Source organism: uncultured Halomonas sp., assembly GCF_947501415.1.
In the GTDB taxonomy this organism is placed as follows: Bacteria; Pseudomonadota; Gammaproteobacteria; order Pseudomonadales; family Halomonadaceae; genus Halomonas.
In genome coordinates, this window is sequence record NZ_CANMVL010000012.1 from 75,230 (window position 1) to 91,842 (window position 16,613).

Annotated in this window: 13 protein-coding genes; 6 read left to right on the top strand and 7 right to left on the bottom strand. The window is 66.4% G+C overall.

Features of this window, described 5'->3' with window-relative positions; translation table 11 throughout:
• Positions 1-117 precede the first annotated feature (117 nt).
• From Q0894_RS10380 to Q0894_RS10395, 4 genes are all read left to right on the top strand, one after another.
• Positions 118-2,487, top strand: a complete 2,370-nt coding sequence (locus tag Q0894_RS10380; RefSeq protein WP_299234811.1) for a Tex family protein — start codon at positions 118-120, stop codon at positions 2,485-2,487.
• A 124-nt stretch (positions 2,488-2,611) separates the two neighbouring features.
• Complete coding sequence (gene gshA / locus Q0894_RS10385) at positions 2,612-4,273, top strand: glutamate--cysteine ligase (protein ID WP_299234815.1); 1,662 nt, start codon at positions 2,612-2,614, stop codon at positions 4,271-4,273.
• Positions 4,270-4,782: a disulfide bond formation protein B gene (locus Q0894_RS10390; RefSeq protein WP_299234818.1), complete on the top strand. Its 513-nt coding sequence runs from the start codon at positions 4,270-4,272 to the stop codon at positions 4,780-4,782. The genes gshA and Q0894_RS10390 overlap by 4 nt, the downstream gene beginning before the upstream one ends.
• A 19-nt stretch (positions 4,783-4,801) precedes the next feature.
• Entirely contained in the window at positions 4,802-5,674 is an 873-nt protein-coding gene (locus Q0894_RS10395; RefSeq protein WP_299234821.1) for an alpha/beta hydrolase, read from the top strand.
• A gap of 175 nt (positions 5,675-5,849) precedes the next feature.
• On the opposite strand, the gene Q0894_RS10400 is transcribed toward Q0894_RS10395, so the two are convergent.
• From Q0894_RS10400 to Q0894_RS10420, 5 genes are all read right to left on the bottom strand, one after another.
• Entirely contained in the window at positions 5,850-6,530 is a 681-nt protein-coding gene (locus Q0894_RS10400; RefSeq protein WP_299234824.1) for an ABC transporter ATP-binding protein, read from the bottom strand.
• 5 nt (positions 6,531-6,535) lie between these two features.
• Positions 6,536-7,279, bottom strand: a complete 744-nt coding sequence (locus tag Q0894_RS10405) for an ABC transporter ATP-binding protein (RefSeq protein WP_299234827.1) — start codon at positions 7,277-7,279, stop codon at positions 6,536-6,538.
• Positions 7,272-8,228 carry a branched-chain amino acid ABC transporter permease gene (locus Q0894_RS10410; RefSeq protein WP_299234845.1) on the bottom strand — a complete coding sequence of 319 codons (957 nt, stop codon included), beginning with the start codon at positions 8,226-8,228 and terminating at the stop codon, positions 7,272-7,274. The genes Q0894_RS10405 and Q0894_RS10410 overlap by 8 nt, the downstream gene beginning before the upstream one ends.
• Before the next feature lie 85 nt (positions 8,229-8,313).
• A complete protein-coding gene (locus Q0894_RS10415; protein WP_299234830.1) occupies positions 8,314-9,234 on the bottom strand; it encodes a branched-chain amino acid ABC transporter permease in 921 nt (306 codons plus the stop codon).
• Positions 9,235-9,246: 12 nt separating this feature from the next.
• Entirely contained in the window at positions 9,247-10,389 is a 1,143-nt protein-coding gene (locus tag Q0894_RS10420; protein ID WP_299234833.1) for an ABC transporter substrate-binding protein, read from the bottom strand.
• A gap of 228 nt (positions 10,390-10,617) precedes the next feature.
• On the opposite strand from Q0894_RS10420, the gene rsd reads away from it, so the two are divergent.
• On the top strand, positions 10,618-11,118 hold the full coding sequence (gene rsd, locus Q0894_RS10425; RefSeq protein WP_299234836.1) for a sigma D regulator: 501 nt from the start codon (positions 10,618-10,620) through the stop codon (positions 11,116-11,118).
• A 9-nt stretch (positions 11,119-11,127) separates the two neighbouring features.
• Here the strand turns inward: rsd and Q0894_RS10430 are convergent, their stop codons facing one another.
• Entirely contained in the window at positions 11,128-14,205 is a 3,078-nt protein-coding gene (locus tag Q0894_RS10430; protein ID WP_299234839.1) for an efflux RND transporter permease subunit, read from the bottom strand.
• 1 nt (position 14,206) lies between these two features.
• Positions 14,207-15,337 (bottom strand): efflux RND transporter periplasmic adaptor subunit, encoded by a 1,131-nt coding sequence (locus tag Q0894_RS10435; RefSeq protein WP_299234842.1) that lies wholly within the window; start codon positions 15,335-15,337, stop codon positions 14,207-14,209.
• A gap of 232 nt (positions 15,338-15,569) precedes the next feature.
• Between Q0894_RS10435 and Q0894_RS10440 the strand changes: the two genes are divergently transcribed.
• The gene (locus tag Q0894_RS10440; RefSeq protein ID WP_195687722.1) at positions 15,570-16,544 is read left to right on the top strand and encodes a malate dehydrogenase; all 975 of its coding nucleotides are present in this window, start codon (positions 15,570-15,572) and stop codon (positions 16,542-16,544) included.
• The last annotated feature ends 69 nt before the right edge of the window (positions 16,545-16,613 follow it).

Sequence of the window (16,613 nt, forward strand, 5' to 3'; positions counted from 1 at the left end):
TGTCCAAGAACCAAGCGAACGCTTGGACTAAAGTCGTTGGGCGGCCCGTGCGTGGCTCGCTTCGGCGTTTGTGATACCTTGTCGCGATCGATTATCGAGCACCAGTGAAGGGGTTACATGGACGCCACCAAACGCATTACCGCGCGCCTCGCCGAAGAGTTATCCATTCGTCCACAGCAGGTCTCCGCCACGCTGGAGCTGCTCGATGGCGGGGCGACCGTGCCCTTCATTGCCCGCTATCGCAAGGAGGTCACCGGCGGTCTCGACGATACCCAGCTGCGTCACCTCCATGAGCGCCTGGGCTATTTGCGCGAGCTGGAGGAGCGCCGAGCCACGGTGCTGGCAACCATCGACGAGCAGGGCAAGCTGACCGACGAGCTGGCCGGGTTGATCGAGGCCGCCGATACCAAGCAGCGCCTCGAAGACCTTTACCTGCCCTACAAGAAGAAGCGCCGTACCAAGGCCCAGATCGCCCGGGAGGCGGGGCTGGAGCCACTGGCCGACGCGCTGCTGGGCGACCCGACCCTCGACCCTGAGGCCGAGGCGGCTGGCTATCTGCGCCCCGCAGAGGGTGACATACCCGCGGTGGAGGACACCAAGGCAGCACTGGACGGCGCCCGCCAGATCCTGATGGAGCGCTTCGCCGAGGATGCCGAACTGGTTGGCCGACTGCGTGAGCGACTGTGGAGCGAAGGTGAGCTCAGTGCCCGAGTGATCCCGGGCAAGGAGCGTGAGGGCGCCAAGTTTTCCGACTACTTCGAGCATGATGAGCGGTTGGCCAAGGTGCCGTCGCACCGGGCTCTGGCGATGTTCCGCGGCCGCAACGAGGGCGTGCTGACATTGGCGATTCGTCTGCCGGGCGAGGAGGAGGCGCCGATCCATCCGGCCCAGGTGGCCATTGCCAAACACTTTTCCATTCATGATGAGGGTCGTGCCGCCGACAAGTGGCTGCGTGACGTGGTGCGCTGGACCTGGCGGGTCAAGCTCTATACCCATCTCGAGACCGAGCTGCTGGGCCGGTTGAGAGAGGGTGCCGAGCTCGAGGCCATCGAGGTCTTCGCGGCCAACCTCAAGGACCTGTTGCTGGCGGCTCCGGCGGGCCAGAAGGCCACCCTGGCCATCGACCCCGGCCTGCGCACCGGCTGCAAGGTGGCGGTGGTGGATGCCACCGGCCAGTTCCTGGCTCACACCACCATCTATCCCCATGCGCCCCGTAATGCCTGGGACGCCTCGCTGGCCGAGCTGGCCCAGCTGGTGGAGCGTCACGATGTCGCATTGATTGCCGTGGGTAACGGTACCGCCAGCCGCGAGACCGACCGTCTGGCGGGCGACCTGGTCAAGCAGCTGGCCGGCAGGCGCTCACTCGCCAAGGTGATGGTCAGTGAGGCCGGTGCCTCGGTCTATTCGGCCTCGGAGTATGCTGCCCGGGAGCTGCCCGATCTGGATGTCACCATCCGCGGTGCGGTCTCCATCGCCCGGCGCCTGCAGGATCCCCTGGCCGAACTGGTCAAGATCGAGCCCAAGTCCATCGGGGTGGGCCAGTACCAGCATGATGTCTCCCAGGTGCAGCTGTCGCGTAGCCTGGAGGCGGTGATCGAGGACTGCGTCAACGCCATCGGGGTCGATCTCAACACCGCCTCCAGTGCGCTGCTCTCCCGAGTGGCGGGCCTCTCGCCGGCACTGGCCGAGGCCATTGTCGCGCGGCGTAATGCCGAGGGCCCCTTCGCCAGCCGCAAGCAGCTGCTCGATGTCAGCCGCCTGGGCCCCAAGACCTTCGAGCAGTGCGCCGGCTTCCTGCGCATCATGAACGGCGACAATCCGCTGGATGCCAGCGCCGTGCACCCGGAGGCCTACCCGCTGGTCGAGCGCATCGCCGAAAGAAGTGGCCGCGAGCTCGGCAGCCTGATCGGTGATAGCGCTACTCTCAAGGCCGTAAAACCCGCCGACTTCGCCGACGAGCGCTTCGGGGTGCCCACGGTCACCGATATTCTCGTTGAGCTCGACAAGCCGGGTCGTGACCCGCGGCCCGAATTCAAGGCCGCCGAGTTCCGCGAGGGGGTCGAGACCCTCAAGGACCTGGAGCCAGGCATGGTGCTCGAGGGCAGCGTCACCAACGTGACCCACTTCGGTGCCTTCGTGGATATCGGTGTCCACCAGGATGGCCTGGTGCATATCTCGGCGCTCTCCGACAAGTTTGTCGAGGACCCCCGCACGGTGGTCAAGGCCGGCGATATCGTCAAGGTCAAGGTGATGAGCGTCGACCTGGAGCGCGCACGCATCGGCCTCTCCATGCGCCTCGATGATCAGCCGGATGAGCAGGGCGCTGGCCGCCGCGGCGGTGAGCGGGCCCAGCAGGATGCCAGGCCCGGTGGCCACAAGCCGCCCCGCAAGGGCGGGCGCGGCAAGGGAGGGAACCCCCGGGACGACGACAAGGGGCAGATGGGAGCCCTGGGGGCCGCGCTGCTCAAGGCGAAGCAGAAGCAGTGATCCGGTGGTCGGCGTTAACCGCGCCTGACCCTGAAGCCGGCTAACTTTGCATGGCAGCCTTCAGGTACCATAATCAGCACATCGACGGGCGCCGCATGGGCGCCCGTCTCACTATCAGCGTGGCATGCCGCCTCGGCGCCTTTCACCGCGCCTTTCCAACACAAGGGGTGTTACCTTGTCCGATACACTCACCAGTCTCGTTTCCCGCCTGGAGGGTCCCGCCTGCCAGGGTGAGTTCAGCCGACTGCGCCGTGGCCTCGAGAAGGAGGGGCTGCGCGTCGACCGCGAGGGGCGCGTCGCCCAGTCGCAGCATCCCCATGCGCTGGGCTCCAAACTCACCCATCCGCATATCACCACGGATTATTCCGAGGCGCTGCTGGAGTACATCACGCCGGTGACCAGCCGGCCTGCCGACGCCATGGAGTTTCTCGGCGACCTGCACCGCTTCAGCTATCGCTACCTGGGTGACGAACTGATCTGGCCGGCCAGCATGCCGGCGCGTCTCGACGGCAACGACAGCATCCCGATTGCCGACTACGGCAGCTCCAATGTGGGCACCATGAAGCGGGTCTACCGTAAGGGACTCGACGTACGTTACGGGCGCATCATGCAGGCCATCGCCGGGGTGCACTACAACGTCTCGCTGCCCGACGACCTCTGGACGCTGCTGCGTGATATCGACGGTGCCGGCGACACTCCGTTCAACGACTATCGGTCGCAGCGCTACTTCGGCCTGATTCGCAACTTCCGGCGCCACAGCTGGTTGCTGCTCTATCTGTTCGGCGCCTCGCCGGCCATCGACCGCAGCTTCCTGCCCGACGGCAGGGTGCCCGACAAGCTCGAGGCCCATGCTCAGGAAACGCTGATCTCGCGCTACGCGACCAGCCTGCGCATGTCGGATCTGGGGTATCAGAACAAGGTGCAGCAGCAGCTCAAGATCTGCTTCAACTCCCTCTCCAACTACGTCAACACCCTGCGTCACGCCATCTCCACCCCATGGCCGACCTATGAGGCGATGGGGGTCAATGAAAATAGCGAGTGGCGCCAGCTCAACGCCAATATCCTGCAGATCGAGAACGAGTACTACAGCGATATCCGCCCCAAGCGGGTGGCTCGCCACGACGAGACACCGAGCCAGGCCCTGGAGGCCCGTGGCGTGGAGTATATCGAGGTCCGCTGTCTCGACCTCAACCCGCTGCTGACCCTGGGCGTGGACGAGACCCAGATCCGCTTCATCGATGCCTTCGTGATGTGGTGCCTGCTCTCCGAGAGCCCGTGGATCCCCGATGCCGAGTGCGAAACGCTCGACGATAACCGGCAGCTGGTGGTGGAGCGGGGTCGCGATCCCGAACTACGCCTCTGTCACGCCGGCAAGCCGCGCAGCGTGGCCGACTGGGGGGGCGAGATTCTCGACGAGATGCGCGTGGTCGCCGAGCTGCTCGACCGTCTGGAGGAGGGCTCGCCGCATGTTGACGCTGTGGCCGCCATGGCCCCGCGACTGGCTGACCCGACGCTGACACCCTCCGGGCAGCTGCTGGCCCGGCTGAAGGAGAGTGGCGAGGAGCTCTCCGATGTCATCCTGGCGATTGCCCGGGATCAGGCCGAGCAGCTTCGCCATGAGCCCATGGCTTCCGGTCGAGAGCGGCTCCTTGCCGAGCTGATCGAGACCTCCCATCAACAGCAGGCCCAGATCGAGGCCGCGGATCGTGTCTCCTTCGCAGACTTCCTGAGTGACTACTTCGAGCAGGCGCGGGAGTCTCGGGTGACCGATGGAGATGGCCGATGAGTGCGCTTTCACGGCTTGCGGTACGCCACTGGAGTCTTGCCGGTCTGGCCTTCTGTGTGCTGATGATGGCGGTGGCGCTGGGCCTCGAGCATCTTGTCGGTCTCGAACCCTGTCCACTGTGCATCTTCCAGCGGGTAGCGGTCATTGCCGCAGGGCTGGTGTTCGCCGTGGCGGCGATCCACAACCCCGGCGGTCGCCTTGGGGCGACGTTCTATGGCCTGCTGAGCCTGGGGGCGGTCGGCACCGGCATCGGTGTGGCCTGGCGGCATCTCTGGCTGCAGTCGCTCCCCGCCGATGAGGTGCCCAGCTGCGGCCCGGGCCTCGACTACATGCTGGATATTCTGCCGCTGCAGCAGGTGGTCAACATGGTGCTCTCGGGCTCCGGGGAGTGTGCCGATATCGACTTCCTGCTGCTGGGGGTCACCCTGCCGGGTTGGACGCTGGTGGGCTTTATCGTGCTGGCGCTGGCGCCACTCGGCCTGCTGCTCACGGCCTTCCGCGAGCGATAACCCTCAGCGATAACCTTCAGTGAGAACCGTCATGCTCTACCGGGACTTCGCCACCCAGGAAGCCATCGACGCCGCCTATGACCCCATGCGCGGGCGCGACGGGGCGGCGCTGGTCGCCGACTGGCGGGCGCGCAGCGAGGCTGCGCGGGCACGTCATCGTGTCTCTCTCGATGTGCCCTACGGGCCGAGCCTGGCCGAACGGCTTGATATCTACCATGCCAAGGGCCTCGAGCAGGGCGAGAGGGCGCCGCTGCATCTCTTCTTCCACGGTGGCTACTGGCGCTCGCTCGACAGCCATGAGTTCGGCTTTATCGTTGATGACCTGGTGGCGTCCGGCATCACGGTCGGCGTGGTCAACTACGCTCTCTGCCCGACGGTGCGCTTCGGCGAGCTGGTGCGCCAGGCCCGGGCCGCCCTGGTGTGGGCCTGGCGTCATGTGGACGAACTCGACTGTGACCCCGCCGAGATCAGCGTCTCGGGCCACTCCGCCGGTGGGCACCTCAGTGCCATGCTGCTGGCCACCGACTGGGCAGGGGAGTATGGCCTGCCGGGCTGCCCGCTGCGCGGGGCAGTCTGCATCAGCGGGCTCTATGATCTCGGGCCTTTCCCCTGGTCGTGGTTGCAGCCGAAGCTACAGCTGGACGGGCGTGACGTGGCGGAGTTAAGCCCCGCCTTTCTGCCCTGCCGGGTACCCACACGGGTCAGCCTCGTCGCGGGTGGTGAGGAGTCCACCGAGTTCGCCCGCCAGATGAAAGCGTATGCCACCCACCTGGAGGGGCAGGGCATCGGTGTGGAGCACGCCGTGCTACCCGGCGACGACCACTTCTCGATCCTCGAGCACTATCTCGATGGCGGATGCCTGGCCGCGACGATCAAGGGGTTTCACGCTTGAACGGCAGGGCTTTTCGCCCGATATATCATCAGTCGTAGGCGCGCGATTTGTCATGCCATAGCCGATGACAGGAGATAGCCGCGGTTTTTTGTAGGAGCGCGATTTATCGCGCGATTTCCAGCAGTTCAATCGCCGAAATGTCGGACCACCGATAAATCGGGCTCCTACGAGGCGGCTACACCCCTAGATAACGGTCGCGAAGCGACTCGGTGAGAGCCTCGGGCGGCCCGCTCCAGGCGCTGCGCCCCTTCTCCAGCAGCACGCAGTGATCGGCCATTGGCAGCAGCTCCGATAGCGTCTTGTCGACGATCAGGATCGCCTGGCCCTGAGCCTTGAGGCGGCGGATGGCGTGCCAGATCTCCTGACGAATCACCGGGGCGAGCCCCTCGGTGGCCTCGTCGAGCACCAGCAAGCGTGGATTGGTCATCAGCGCTCGGCCAATGGCCAGCATCTGCTGCTCGCCGCCAGAGAGGGTCGTGGCGGACTGGCGGTCGCGTTCGCCCAGGCGCGGGAAGAGTCCCTCGACCCTCGCCAGGGTCCACTCACCGGGGCGCGCGGCCACCAGCAGGTTTTCGCGTACCGTCAGGTTGGGAAAGCAGCGTCGCCCCTCCAGCACCAGCCCCAGCCCCAAGCGAGCAATCCGCTGGGGCGGTAGCCGGCGCAGATCATGGCCCTCGAACCGGATGTGTCCGGCGTGGGCCGGCGTCAGGCCGAAGAGCGAGCGGATGGTGGTGGTCTTGCCCATGCCGTTGCGCCCCATCAGCGCCACCATCTGGCCGGCCTCAACCTCCAGGTCCACGCCGAACAGGGCCTGAGCGGGGCCGTAACGGGTCTCGATGGCCTCCATCTTGAGCATGAGGGTCACTCTCCCAGATAGGCGTCGCGGACCCGCGGGTCGCGACGGATGGTGTCGACATCGCCATGGGCGATGACCCGGCCCGCGACCAGCACCGAGAGGCGTTCGGCGAGTCGGAATACCGCCTGCATGTCGTGCTCGATCAACAGGATGGGCACCTCCTGCTTCAGCGACTCGAGCAGCTCGGTGAGCCGGGCCGAGCCCTCGGGGCCAAGGCCGGCCATGGGCTCGTCCAGCAGCAGGGCCCGCGGCTCGAGGGCCAGCGCGCAGGCGACCTCCAGAGCGCGTCTTTCGCCGTGGGAGAGTGCCGCCACCGGCGTCCAGGCGCGATGCTCCAGCCCCATTCGGGCGAGGGCCGCCATGGCGGGCTCCAGCAGGCGGCGGTCGCGGTGAACCGGCGTCCAGAACCGGAAACTATGGCCACTCACCGCCTGTACGCCGATCATCACGTTACGGATCACCGTCAACGGCTCGGCCAGTGACGAAACCTGAAAGCTGCGGCCCAGCCCGCGTCGGGCACGGGCGGCGACGCTAAGCGCGGTGACCTCCTCGCCGTCGAGCAGCACGCGCCCGGCGTCGGGGCGCAGGTTGCCGGCGATCTGGGCGATCAGCGTCGACTTGCCGGCCCCATTGGGGCCGATCAGGGCGTGTATCTCGCCGCGACGCAGGGTCAACGAGACGTCATCGGTGGCCGTCAGGGCGCCGAAGCGCTTGTGCAGCCCCTCGAGAGTCAGCACCGCGTCACTCATGGGGCTCTCTCCCAGGGCTCTCTCCCCCGTCCAGCCAGCCCATTACGCCGTGACGGGCGAACAGCACCACGCCGAGCAGCACCAGGCCGAGAAATAGCTGCCAGTACTCGGTCAGTCCACCGAGCAGGGTCTCCATGCCGATAAACAGCACGGCCCCGGCCAGGGGGCCGTAGAGGCGGCCGACCCCGCCGAGGATGACGATCACCATCAGCTCGCCTGACATGTGCCAGCTGAGCATGCTGGGGCTGACGAAGCCGTTGAGGTCGGCATACAGCGCACCGGCCAGGCCGGTGATCATTGCCGAGACCACGAAGGCCAGCAGGCGGATGGGGTAGGGGGAGATGCCGGCGGTGGCCAGCCGGGTCTCGTTGAGCCGTGCCATGGTCAGCGCCGCACCGAAGCGCGAGCCCATCAGCCGCGAGGTGAGTGCCATGGCGAGCACCAGGCCGGTGAAGCAGACCAGAAAGAAGGTCAGCGGGTCCTGGGTATCGAGCCCCGGCAGCTGGTTGCGCAGATAGATGGGCAGGCCATCCTGCCCCCCGTAGGTGGGCCAGGAGTTGGCGAAGTAGTAGACCATCTGAGCGAAGGCCAGGGTGATCATGATGAAGTAGACGCCGGTGGTGCGCAGCGAGACGGCGCCGATCAGCAGCGCCAGCAGGCCACAGGCGAGCATCGCCAGCGGCCATAGCACCAGCAGGTTGTCGCTGCCGGGCAGCAGGCCCATGAAGGCGGTGGCATCGAAGGCATGGTAGGCGCCGATACCGGCGATATAGCCGCCGAGTCCGAAGTAGGCGGCGTGACCGAAGCTGATCATGCCGCCATAACCCAGGGCCAGGTTGAGGCCCACGGCGGCCATGGCGATCAGCGTCAGGCGTGAGGCGAGGCTCACATAATAGGGGTGACCCAGCAGGTCGGCGGCCACCGGCAGTACCAGCAGCAGGGCGAGCATAAGGAGTTGCACCACGCCTCGTCGACCGAGGCGGCGAGGCGAGGGGGGAGCCGGGTCCTTGAGAGCGATGCCGGAAGGTGTCGGGTCAGTCATTGACGGTGAAGAGTCCCTTGGGCTTGAAGGCCAGGATGATGGCCATAAGGATATAGATCAGCATCGAGGCCAGGGCGGCACCCACATCGGTGGCCTCGGAAGGGGGCAGGAAGCCACGGAAGAACAGCGGCAGGAAGACCCGGCCCAGGGTATCCACCACCCCGACCAACAGGGCACCCAGCAGTGCGCCCTTGATGGAGCCGATGCCGCCGATCACGATCACCACGAATGCGAGGATCAGCACCGGCTCGCCCATGCCCACCTGCACCGACTGCAGCGCTCCGACCATGGCCCCGGCCAGGCCGGCGAGCCCCGCCCCGAGGGCGAAGACCGCGGTGTAGAGGCGCGAGATCTCGATGCCGAGGGCGCCGATCATCTCGCGGTCGCTCTCACCGGCGCGCACGCGCATGCCCAGCCGCGTCCGCGAGATCAGCAGATAGAGCCCCACGGCAACCGTGATGCCCACGCCGATGATCACCAGCCGGTAGAGCGGATAGCGGGCGTCGCCGGGGAGGGTGACATAGCCCGACAGCCACTCCGGCGTGTTCAGCCACAGCGGCGAGGCGCCGAACAGCCAGCGAGTGCCCTCGGAGAAGATCAGGATCAGGGCGAAGGTGGCAAGTACCTGATCGAGATGCGAGCGATGGTAGAGGCGGCGGATCACGATCAGCTCCACCAGTGCCCCCACCGCGGCGGCCCCGAGCAGTCCCGCCCCCAGGCCGAGCATAAAGGAGCCGCTGGCGGCGGTGACCGCGGCGGTAAGGTAGGCCCCCACCATGTAGAAGGAGCCATGGGCCAGGTTGATCAGCCCCATGACCCCGAACACCAGGGTCAGGCCGCTGGCCATCAAAAACAGCATGGTGCCCAGCTGCAGGCCGTTGATCAGTTGTTCGAGAAACAGGGTCGCCGACACGTCAGGGCCCCGTCACAACTTGCAGTCGGGGTAGTAGATATCCTGGATATCCTCGACGGCGATGCCGAGCAGGCGATTGGTCGGCTCGCCATCCTCGCCGGCGACCACCTCACGCACGTAGATATCCTGGATGGGGTGCTGATTGGGGCCGAAGCGGAATTCGCCGCGCACCGAGTCGAAGTCCGCCTCGCGCAGCGCCTCGCGGAAGGCATCCTGGTCGTCGGGATGGGCCTTGCCCAGGGCGGAGAGGATCAGGTTGGCGGTATCGAAGCCCTGGGCGGCATAGAGGGTCGGCATGCGGTCGTAGGCTTGCTGGAAGCTCTCGACGAAGGCGCGGCTGGTGTCATTGTCCAGGTCGTAGGCCCACAGTGAGGTATTCCTGGCACCGATGGCGGCCTCGCCCACCGCCTTGATAAGGGTCTCGTCGAAGGAGAAGGCGGCGCCGAATACCGGCAGCTCCACCCCGGCGTTCTGCCACTGCTTCATGAAGGAGATGCCCATACCGCCGGGCAGGAAGAAGAACAGGCTGTCGGCATCGCTGGCGCGGATCTGGGCGATCTCGGCGGCGTAGTCGGTCTGGCCCATCTGGGTGTAGAGCTCGTCGGCGACCTCACCTTCGTAGAGATGCTTGAAACCGGCCAGGGCGTCGGTGCCAGCCGGATAGTTGGGGGCCATGATCAGCGGTCGCTCATAGCCCTGCTCCTTCATCCAGGCGCCCATGGCGCCGTGCAGGTTGTCATTCTGATAGGCAACGTTGAAGTAGTTCTCGTGGCACATTCGACCGGCGAGGGCCGAGGGGCCGGCATTGGGCGACAGATAGAAGGTCCCCTGGCGTACCACGGAGGGCACCACGGCCATGGCCAGGTTGGACCAGATGATGCCGGTCATCAGATCCACCTCGTCGCGCTGCATGAACTCGTTGGCCAGGTTGCGCGCCAGGTCTGGCTTGCGGGCATCGTCCTGAACCAGCACCTCGATATCGTCGCGCCCGGACTGCTCGATGGCCAGCAGGAAGGCGTCACGCACATCGACGCCCAGGTGTGAACCGCCCCCGGAAAGGGTGGTAATCATGCCGATCTTGACCTCTTCGGCGTGAGCGGTGGCAAGACCGGTGGTGAGCAGCAGGCCGAGACCCAGGCGAGCGAGCTGTTTCATGAAGAACCTCAGGAGTAGCGTGGTGTTGTTGGCATCGACATAGACTACCAAGGAAACAGGATCGCCAGGCAGTGGAATATGGTTGCAATGGTCTTCTTGACGATGAGGGCCCTACGCGTTTACTCCGACAGGATTGACAGCCCACCCCGGTAGCGCGACTCTGTTGCTGACCCGGCCGGGCGCTGGACGCCCTCGGTACCTTGCTCGACCCAACGAACGGAGGCCCCCATGCTGGAAGACTGCAAGAGCGCTCTTGAGCGCTGGGGTGGTGTACACAAGTTGATCGATCGCTGGCTGGATCAGCGTCGTGAGCTGCTGGTCGACTTCGTCGAGCTCAAGGAGGGGTGTGATGCCGAGCTCGAGGCGGTCAGCAAGGAGCGCATCGACGCCTTCAGCGAGCTGCTGATGGACTATATCAGCGCCGGACATTTCGAGATCTATCCTCAGCTGCGTGAGGAGGCTCGCGCCTTCGAGGATGACTCGGCGCTGCAACTGGCCGACCGCCTGCTGGAGCGACTGGAGATGTCAACTGGGCTGGTGCTCGACTTCGATGCGGAGTACGCAAGCCCAGGGCGTGTCCGCCAGCATCTCGGCCGCCTGCCCGCCTGGCTGGAACGCCTGGCCCATGGATTGACCGAACGCTTCGCCCTGGAGGATGAGTTGATCGGCCGGATTCACGCCCGCCATGCGCCCGATGCGGCCCGAGCGGAAGCCGCCTCCCGCCTGTAGGAGCGCGATTTATCGCGTGATAGTTTTCGTTCGGTGCTCGAAGCGCCCCCCAAGCACCAGCATGCACGGCGTCAGCAGCAGCGTCAGCCCGGTGGCGAAGGTCAGCCCGCCGGCGATGGCGCTGGAGAGCTGGGTCCACCACTGGGTGGAGGGGGCGCCGATCCCCAGGCTGGGGGCGAACAGGTCGACGTTGATTCCCAGCACCATGGGAAGAAGGCCCAGCACCGTGGTTACCGCGGTGAGCAGTACCGGCCGCAGGCGCAGGCTACCCGCCTCCAGGGCGGCCTCGAAGGGTGCCAGACCCTCGTCGCGCAGCTGGTTGTAGGTGTCGATCAACACGATATTGTTGTTCACCACGATCCCCGCCAGGGCAATGATGCCCATCCCCACCATCACGATGCCGAAGGGCTGGGCGTTGGCCAGCAGCCCCAGCAGCACCCCTGCGGTGGAGAAGATGATCGCCGAGAGCACCAGTCCCGCCTGATAGAAGCTGTTGAACTGGGTCACCAAAATCAGCGCCATCAGTCCGATGGCGACCATGAAGGCGCCGGCCAGGAAGCGACTGGCCTCCTGCTGATCCTCCTGCTCCCCGGCGATATTCACCTGCACCCCCTCGGGCGGCTCGCCGGCGGCCTCGAGCAGGGCGCCCAGGCGCTCGTCGGCGCTGGCGTCGGGGGCCACATCGGCCTCGAGGGTGATGGCGCGACGCCCGTCAATGCGGTGCAGGGTGCCGACCTTGGGCGCCGGCTCCACCGAGACGAAATGTGACAGTGGCACCTGGCCCCGGGAGGTGTTCAGGCTCAGCCGGCCGAGCTGGTCGAGAGTACGGTCGCCTTCCGGCAGGCGAATCCGGATATCGACCTCGTCGTCGACCCCCTCGGGGCGGTAGCTGGCGACCTGAACCCCGTTGGTCAGCAGCTGCACCGCGCTGCCCACGCTGCTGACATCGGTGCCGAAGCGGGCTGCCGCCTCGCGGTCGACGATGACCCGCCACTCCACCCCGGGCAGGCTGCGGTTATCCTCGATATCGCGAAAGCCCCCCAGCTCGTTCATCAGCTGGCGCAGCCGCTCCACCGCCTGGTCGGCCAGCTCCGGCGTCTGGCCTCCAATCTCCAGCACGATCGGCTTGCCCTCGCCGGGGCCCATCTGCTGTTCGCGGAACTCCAGTACCAGGCCGGGAAGATCGGTGGTGCGCTCACGCATCTCGGCGAAGATCTCGGTCAGTGGGCGGCGGCGGTGCCAGTCGATCAGTTGGAACTGCAGCACGCCGATGACGTCGGCGCCGAGCTGCGTACCGGGGTTGGCGAAGGAGCGTGCATAGAGCGCCTCGACCTCGCTCATGCCGGCCAGGCGGGCCTCCACGCTCCGCACCATGGCATCCTTCTCCTCGACGGAGAAGTCGCCGCGGGTGCGCACCACCACCTGGGCGGAGTCGGGCTCCACGCTGGGAAAGAACTCCACACCATGGTTGAAGCGTGCATAGGCGGTATAGATCAGCGCCATCAGCAGCAGCGTGAACAACAGGGTCAGTGCCGGGTGGGCGAGTAGCCGCGACAGGGCGATGCGATAGAGGCGACCGCCGGCGGTGGCCCTTAGCGGCGCGGCATGAGACGAGGCCTGGCGGGCGCCGAACACGCCGCCCAGCGTCGGCAGAAACACCAGGGCCATGGCCAGGGAGGCGAGCAGGCAGAGAATCACCGTGGCCGGCAAATATTTCATGAACTCGCCGACGAGGCCCGGCCAGAACAGCAACGGCATGAAGACCGCCAGGGTGGTGGCGGTGGAGGCGATTACCGGCCAGCTCATGCGGCTCGCCGCCTCTAGCCAGGCCGTGCGGGGCGCCATGCCCTGGTGCAAATGCCTGTCCGCCAGCTCACTGACCACGATGGCGCCGTCGACCAGCATGCCGGCCACCAGGATCAGCGCGAACAGCACCACGATATTGAGGGTATAGCCCACCGCCCAGATCATCAGGATACCGCTGAGGAAGGCACCCGGAATCGTTAGGCCGACCAGCATGGCGCTGCGCGCCCCCATGGCGGCCAGGATCACGATCAGCACCAGCACCACGGCGGTGACCACATTGTTGAGCAGCTCCGAGAGCATGTCCTCGACGAACTCGGACTGGTCGGTGATGGTGGTGATCTCGAGGCCCTCGGGGATCAGTCCTTCGGCCTGCGCGAACAGCGCCTGCACCTGCTCCACGGTGGCGATGATATTGGCGCCGGCGCGCTTGGAGATCTCGAGCACCAACGCCGGCTGATCATCGATGCGGGCATAGCCCTCGGGATCCTTGAAGGTGGGGCGTATGATCGCCACGTCGCCGAAGGTCACCACTCGGTCGCCATCCACCTTCACCGGCATGGCCATCACATCCTCCAGGGTCTCGATCACCCCGGGCACCTTGATGCCCAGCCGGCCGGCGCCGGTATCCAGGCTACCGGCGGCGACCAGGCGGTTGTTGCGGCTGACCAGATTGAACAGCGTGGCAAAGTCGATGCCATAGCTCTCCAGCACCAGGGGATCGACCACGATCTCCAGCAGCTCCTCGCGGTCGCCGCCGATATCCACCTCGAGCACCTCGGCGATGCCCTCGATCTCCTCCTGGATCCGCCGGGCGATGGCCACGCGCCGGGTCTCGTCCACCGACCCCGAGAGGCCGATGGAGAGCACCGGAAACTGGCTGACATTGACCTCCATGACGCGGGGCTCGTCCGCCTCGGAAGGCAGATCCGCCTTGGCGATATCGACCTTTTCCCGCACATCGGTGAGGGCCTGGTCGGCATCGAAGCCGGCGTCGAACTCCAGGGTCACGGAGGCGTGCCCCTCGCTGGACTGGGAGGTCATCTTGCGCAGTCCCTCGATGCTGCGCAGCTCCTGCTCCATGGGGCGCACCAGCAGCCGCTCGCCATCCTCGGGGCTGACCCCCTCCAGGCTCATGGCGACATAAATGATGGGAATGGCGACGTCGGGGTTGGCCTCCTTGGGGATCGCCTGCCAGGCGGCCAGGCCCGCCAGCAGCAGGGCGGTCAGCAGCATCAGGGTCGTGCGGGCGCGCGCTTGAGCGGCCGCGATCAGCTGGCGCATCTTAGCGATTCCTTGTGCCGCTGGCGGGCTTTTCGCCGTTACCCTCTGGGGCATCGGGCGTGACCGGGGTGACGGTCTCGCCGACCTCCACCATGCCGGCTCCCAGGGTGATCAGTCGCACGCTGTCGGGCAGCCCGGCCACCCGGGCACTCTCGAGATCGGCGTCCACCAGCGTCACCGGGGTCTGCACCACCCGGTTATCGGCGTCGAGGTGCTTGATGGCCAGCTCGCCATCGGGGTTGAGTGCCAGCAGGGCCGGCGAGAGGCGATGCACGCGGCGCGCGGGCAGGGTGATCGCCAGGGTGGCACTGGCGCCGGCCAGGCGACGGCCCTCGGGGTTGGCGGCGCTGACCTCGACCCGGAAGCTGCGTGTTGCCTCATCGGCGCGGCGGGCCACCATGCTCACTTCTCCACTCAGCCGCGAGCCATCCAACAGCCGCAGCTCGGCCGACTGGCCCGCCTCGAGGTCCAGGGCATCCTGTTGCGGCGCCCAGGCCACCGCGGTGAGCCGCGAGTCGTCCACCAGTCGCCCCCAGCTCTCTCCCGTCTGCAGCAGCTCGCCGGGCTCCACCTCGAGACGGTCGAGGGTGCCGGAGAAGGGGGCCGTGAGGCGAGTATCGTCGCGCTGGCGCCGCAGGGCGGCCAGCTCCGCGGCGGCACCGCTGACATTGGCCTTCAGGCGCAGGTAGTCGGTGCGCGAGATCAGCTCACGCTGGCGCAGGGAGTCGGCACCGGCCAGTTCGGCCTGAGCCAGCGTCAAGGCATCCTCGGCCTGGGTCAGGCGCGCGGGCAACTCCTCCTGGGCCTGTTCGAGCAGCAGCTCTCCCGCCTCGACCGAACTCCCTTCCGCCACCGGCAGGGCAGCTACACGGCCGGTGTGGCGCGCGCGCAGCTCCAGCATGCGATGCGCCTCCAGCTCGCCCTGCAACACCAGAGTGGGGGCATGGGTCTCGGCCTCACGGAGTGTCACCTCCACCCGGGGCGCCTCGACGTCGCCCTCGGCGGCCGTTGAAGTCTCCGGCGGTGCATCGCGAAAGCCCTGGAGATCGCCCAGCAGCAGCCAGGCGAGCAGCATGATGACCAGTCCGATGGCGAGCAGGGCGGATAGCGGTGGAAGGCGGTCGCGGGGCATGCGGATGGTCCATCAACGAGCATGAAGCCGCCAGCATACTATTCTCGCGGTGGGTTCTCATGTACTGGTTTGCCGCACCCTGCTTGCTCACTCCTCACCTTATGTTGCATTGAGTTTTGTGCACTGCAGGCATACCATCTTGGCGGTTTGTTTTCAGGCCAGAGCGGGCTCGTTGCCCGCCCGGCTCGTCCTCACGGCGACAACCCGCGCGTTGACAACCCAAGGAGCCACCATGAAAGAACCCGTTCGCATTGCCATTACCGGCGCCGCCGGCCAGATCAGCTACTCCCTGGCCTTCCGCATCGCCTCCGGCGACATGCTGGGCAAGGACCAGCCGGTCATCCTGCAGCTGCTCGAGATCACCCCGGCCATGGACGCCCTGAACGGCGTGGTCATGGAGCTCAACGACTGTGCCTTCCCGCTGGTGCAGGAGATCGTCGCCACCGACGACCCCAACGTCGCCTTCAAGGACGCCGATTTCGCCCTGCTGGTGGGTGCACGTCCGCGTGGTCCGGGCATGGAGCGCAAGGACCTGCTGGAAGCCAACGCCGCGATCTTCTCCGTGCAGGGCAAGGCGCTGAACGACAACGCCAGCCGTGATGTACGGGTGCTGGTGGTGGGCAACCCGGCCAACACCAACGCGCTGATCGCCTCCTGCAACGCGCCGGACCTGAACCCGGGCCAGTTCACCGCGATGATGCGTCTGGACCACAACCGCGCCAAGACCCAGCTGGCCCAGAAGGTCGGCAAGCATGTCACCGACGTGGAGTCGATGATCGTGTGGGGCAACCACAGCGCCACCCAGTACCCAGACCTGGCCCACTGCAAGGTGGACGGCAAGGCGGCCCTGGAGCTGGTCGATCAGGAGTGGTACGAGAACGACTTCATCCCCACCGTGCAGCAGCGCGGCGCCGCCATCATCAAGGCCCGTGGCGCATCCTCCGCGGCCTCCGCGGCCTCCGCTGCCATCGACCATATGCGTGACTGGGCGCTGGGCAGCGACGGCATCGTCAGCATGGGTATCCCCGCCGACGGCAGCTACGGTGTCGAGCCGGGCATCATGTATTCCTACCCGGTGGTGTGCAAGAACGGTCAGTACGAGATCGTGCAGGGCCTGGAGATCGGTGAGTTCAGCCGCGAGCGGATGAATGCCACCGAGCAGGAGCTGCGTGAAGAGCGTGCCGCCGTGGAGCACCTGCTGGGCTGAACCCCAGCCATACGCCTTACGCTGTAAGCCGTAGGAGCGCGACTTATCGCGCGAGAAGCCCCGCCAGGC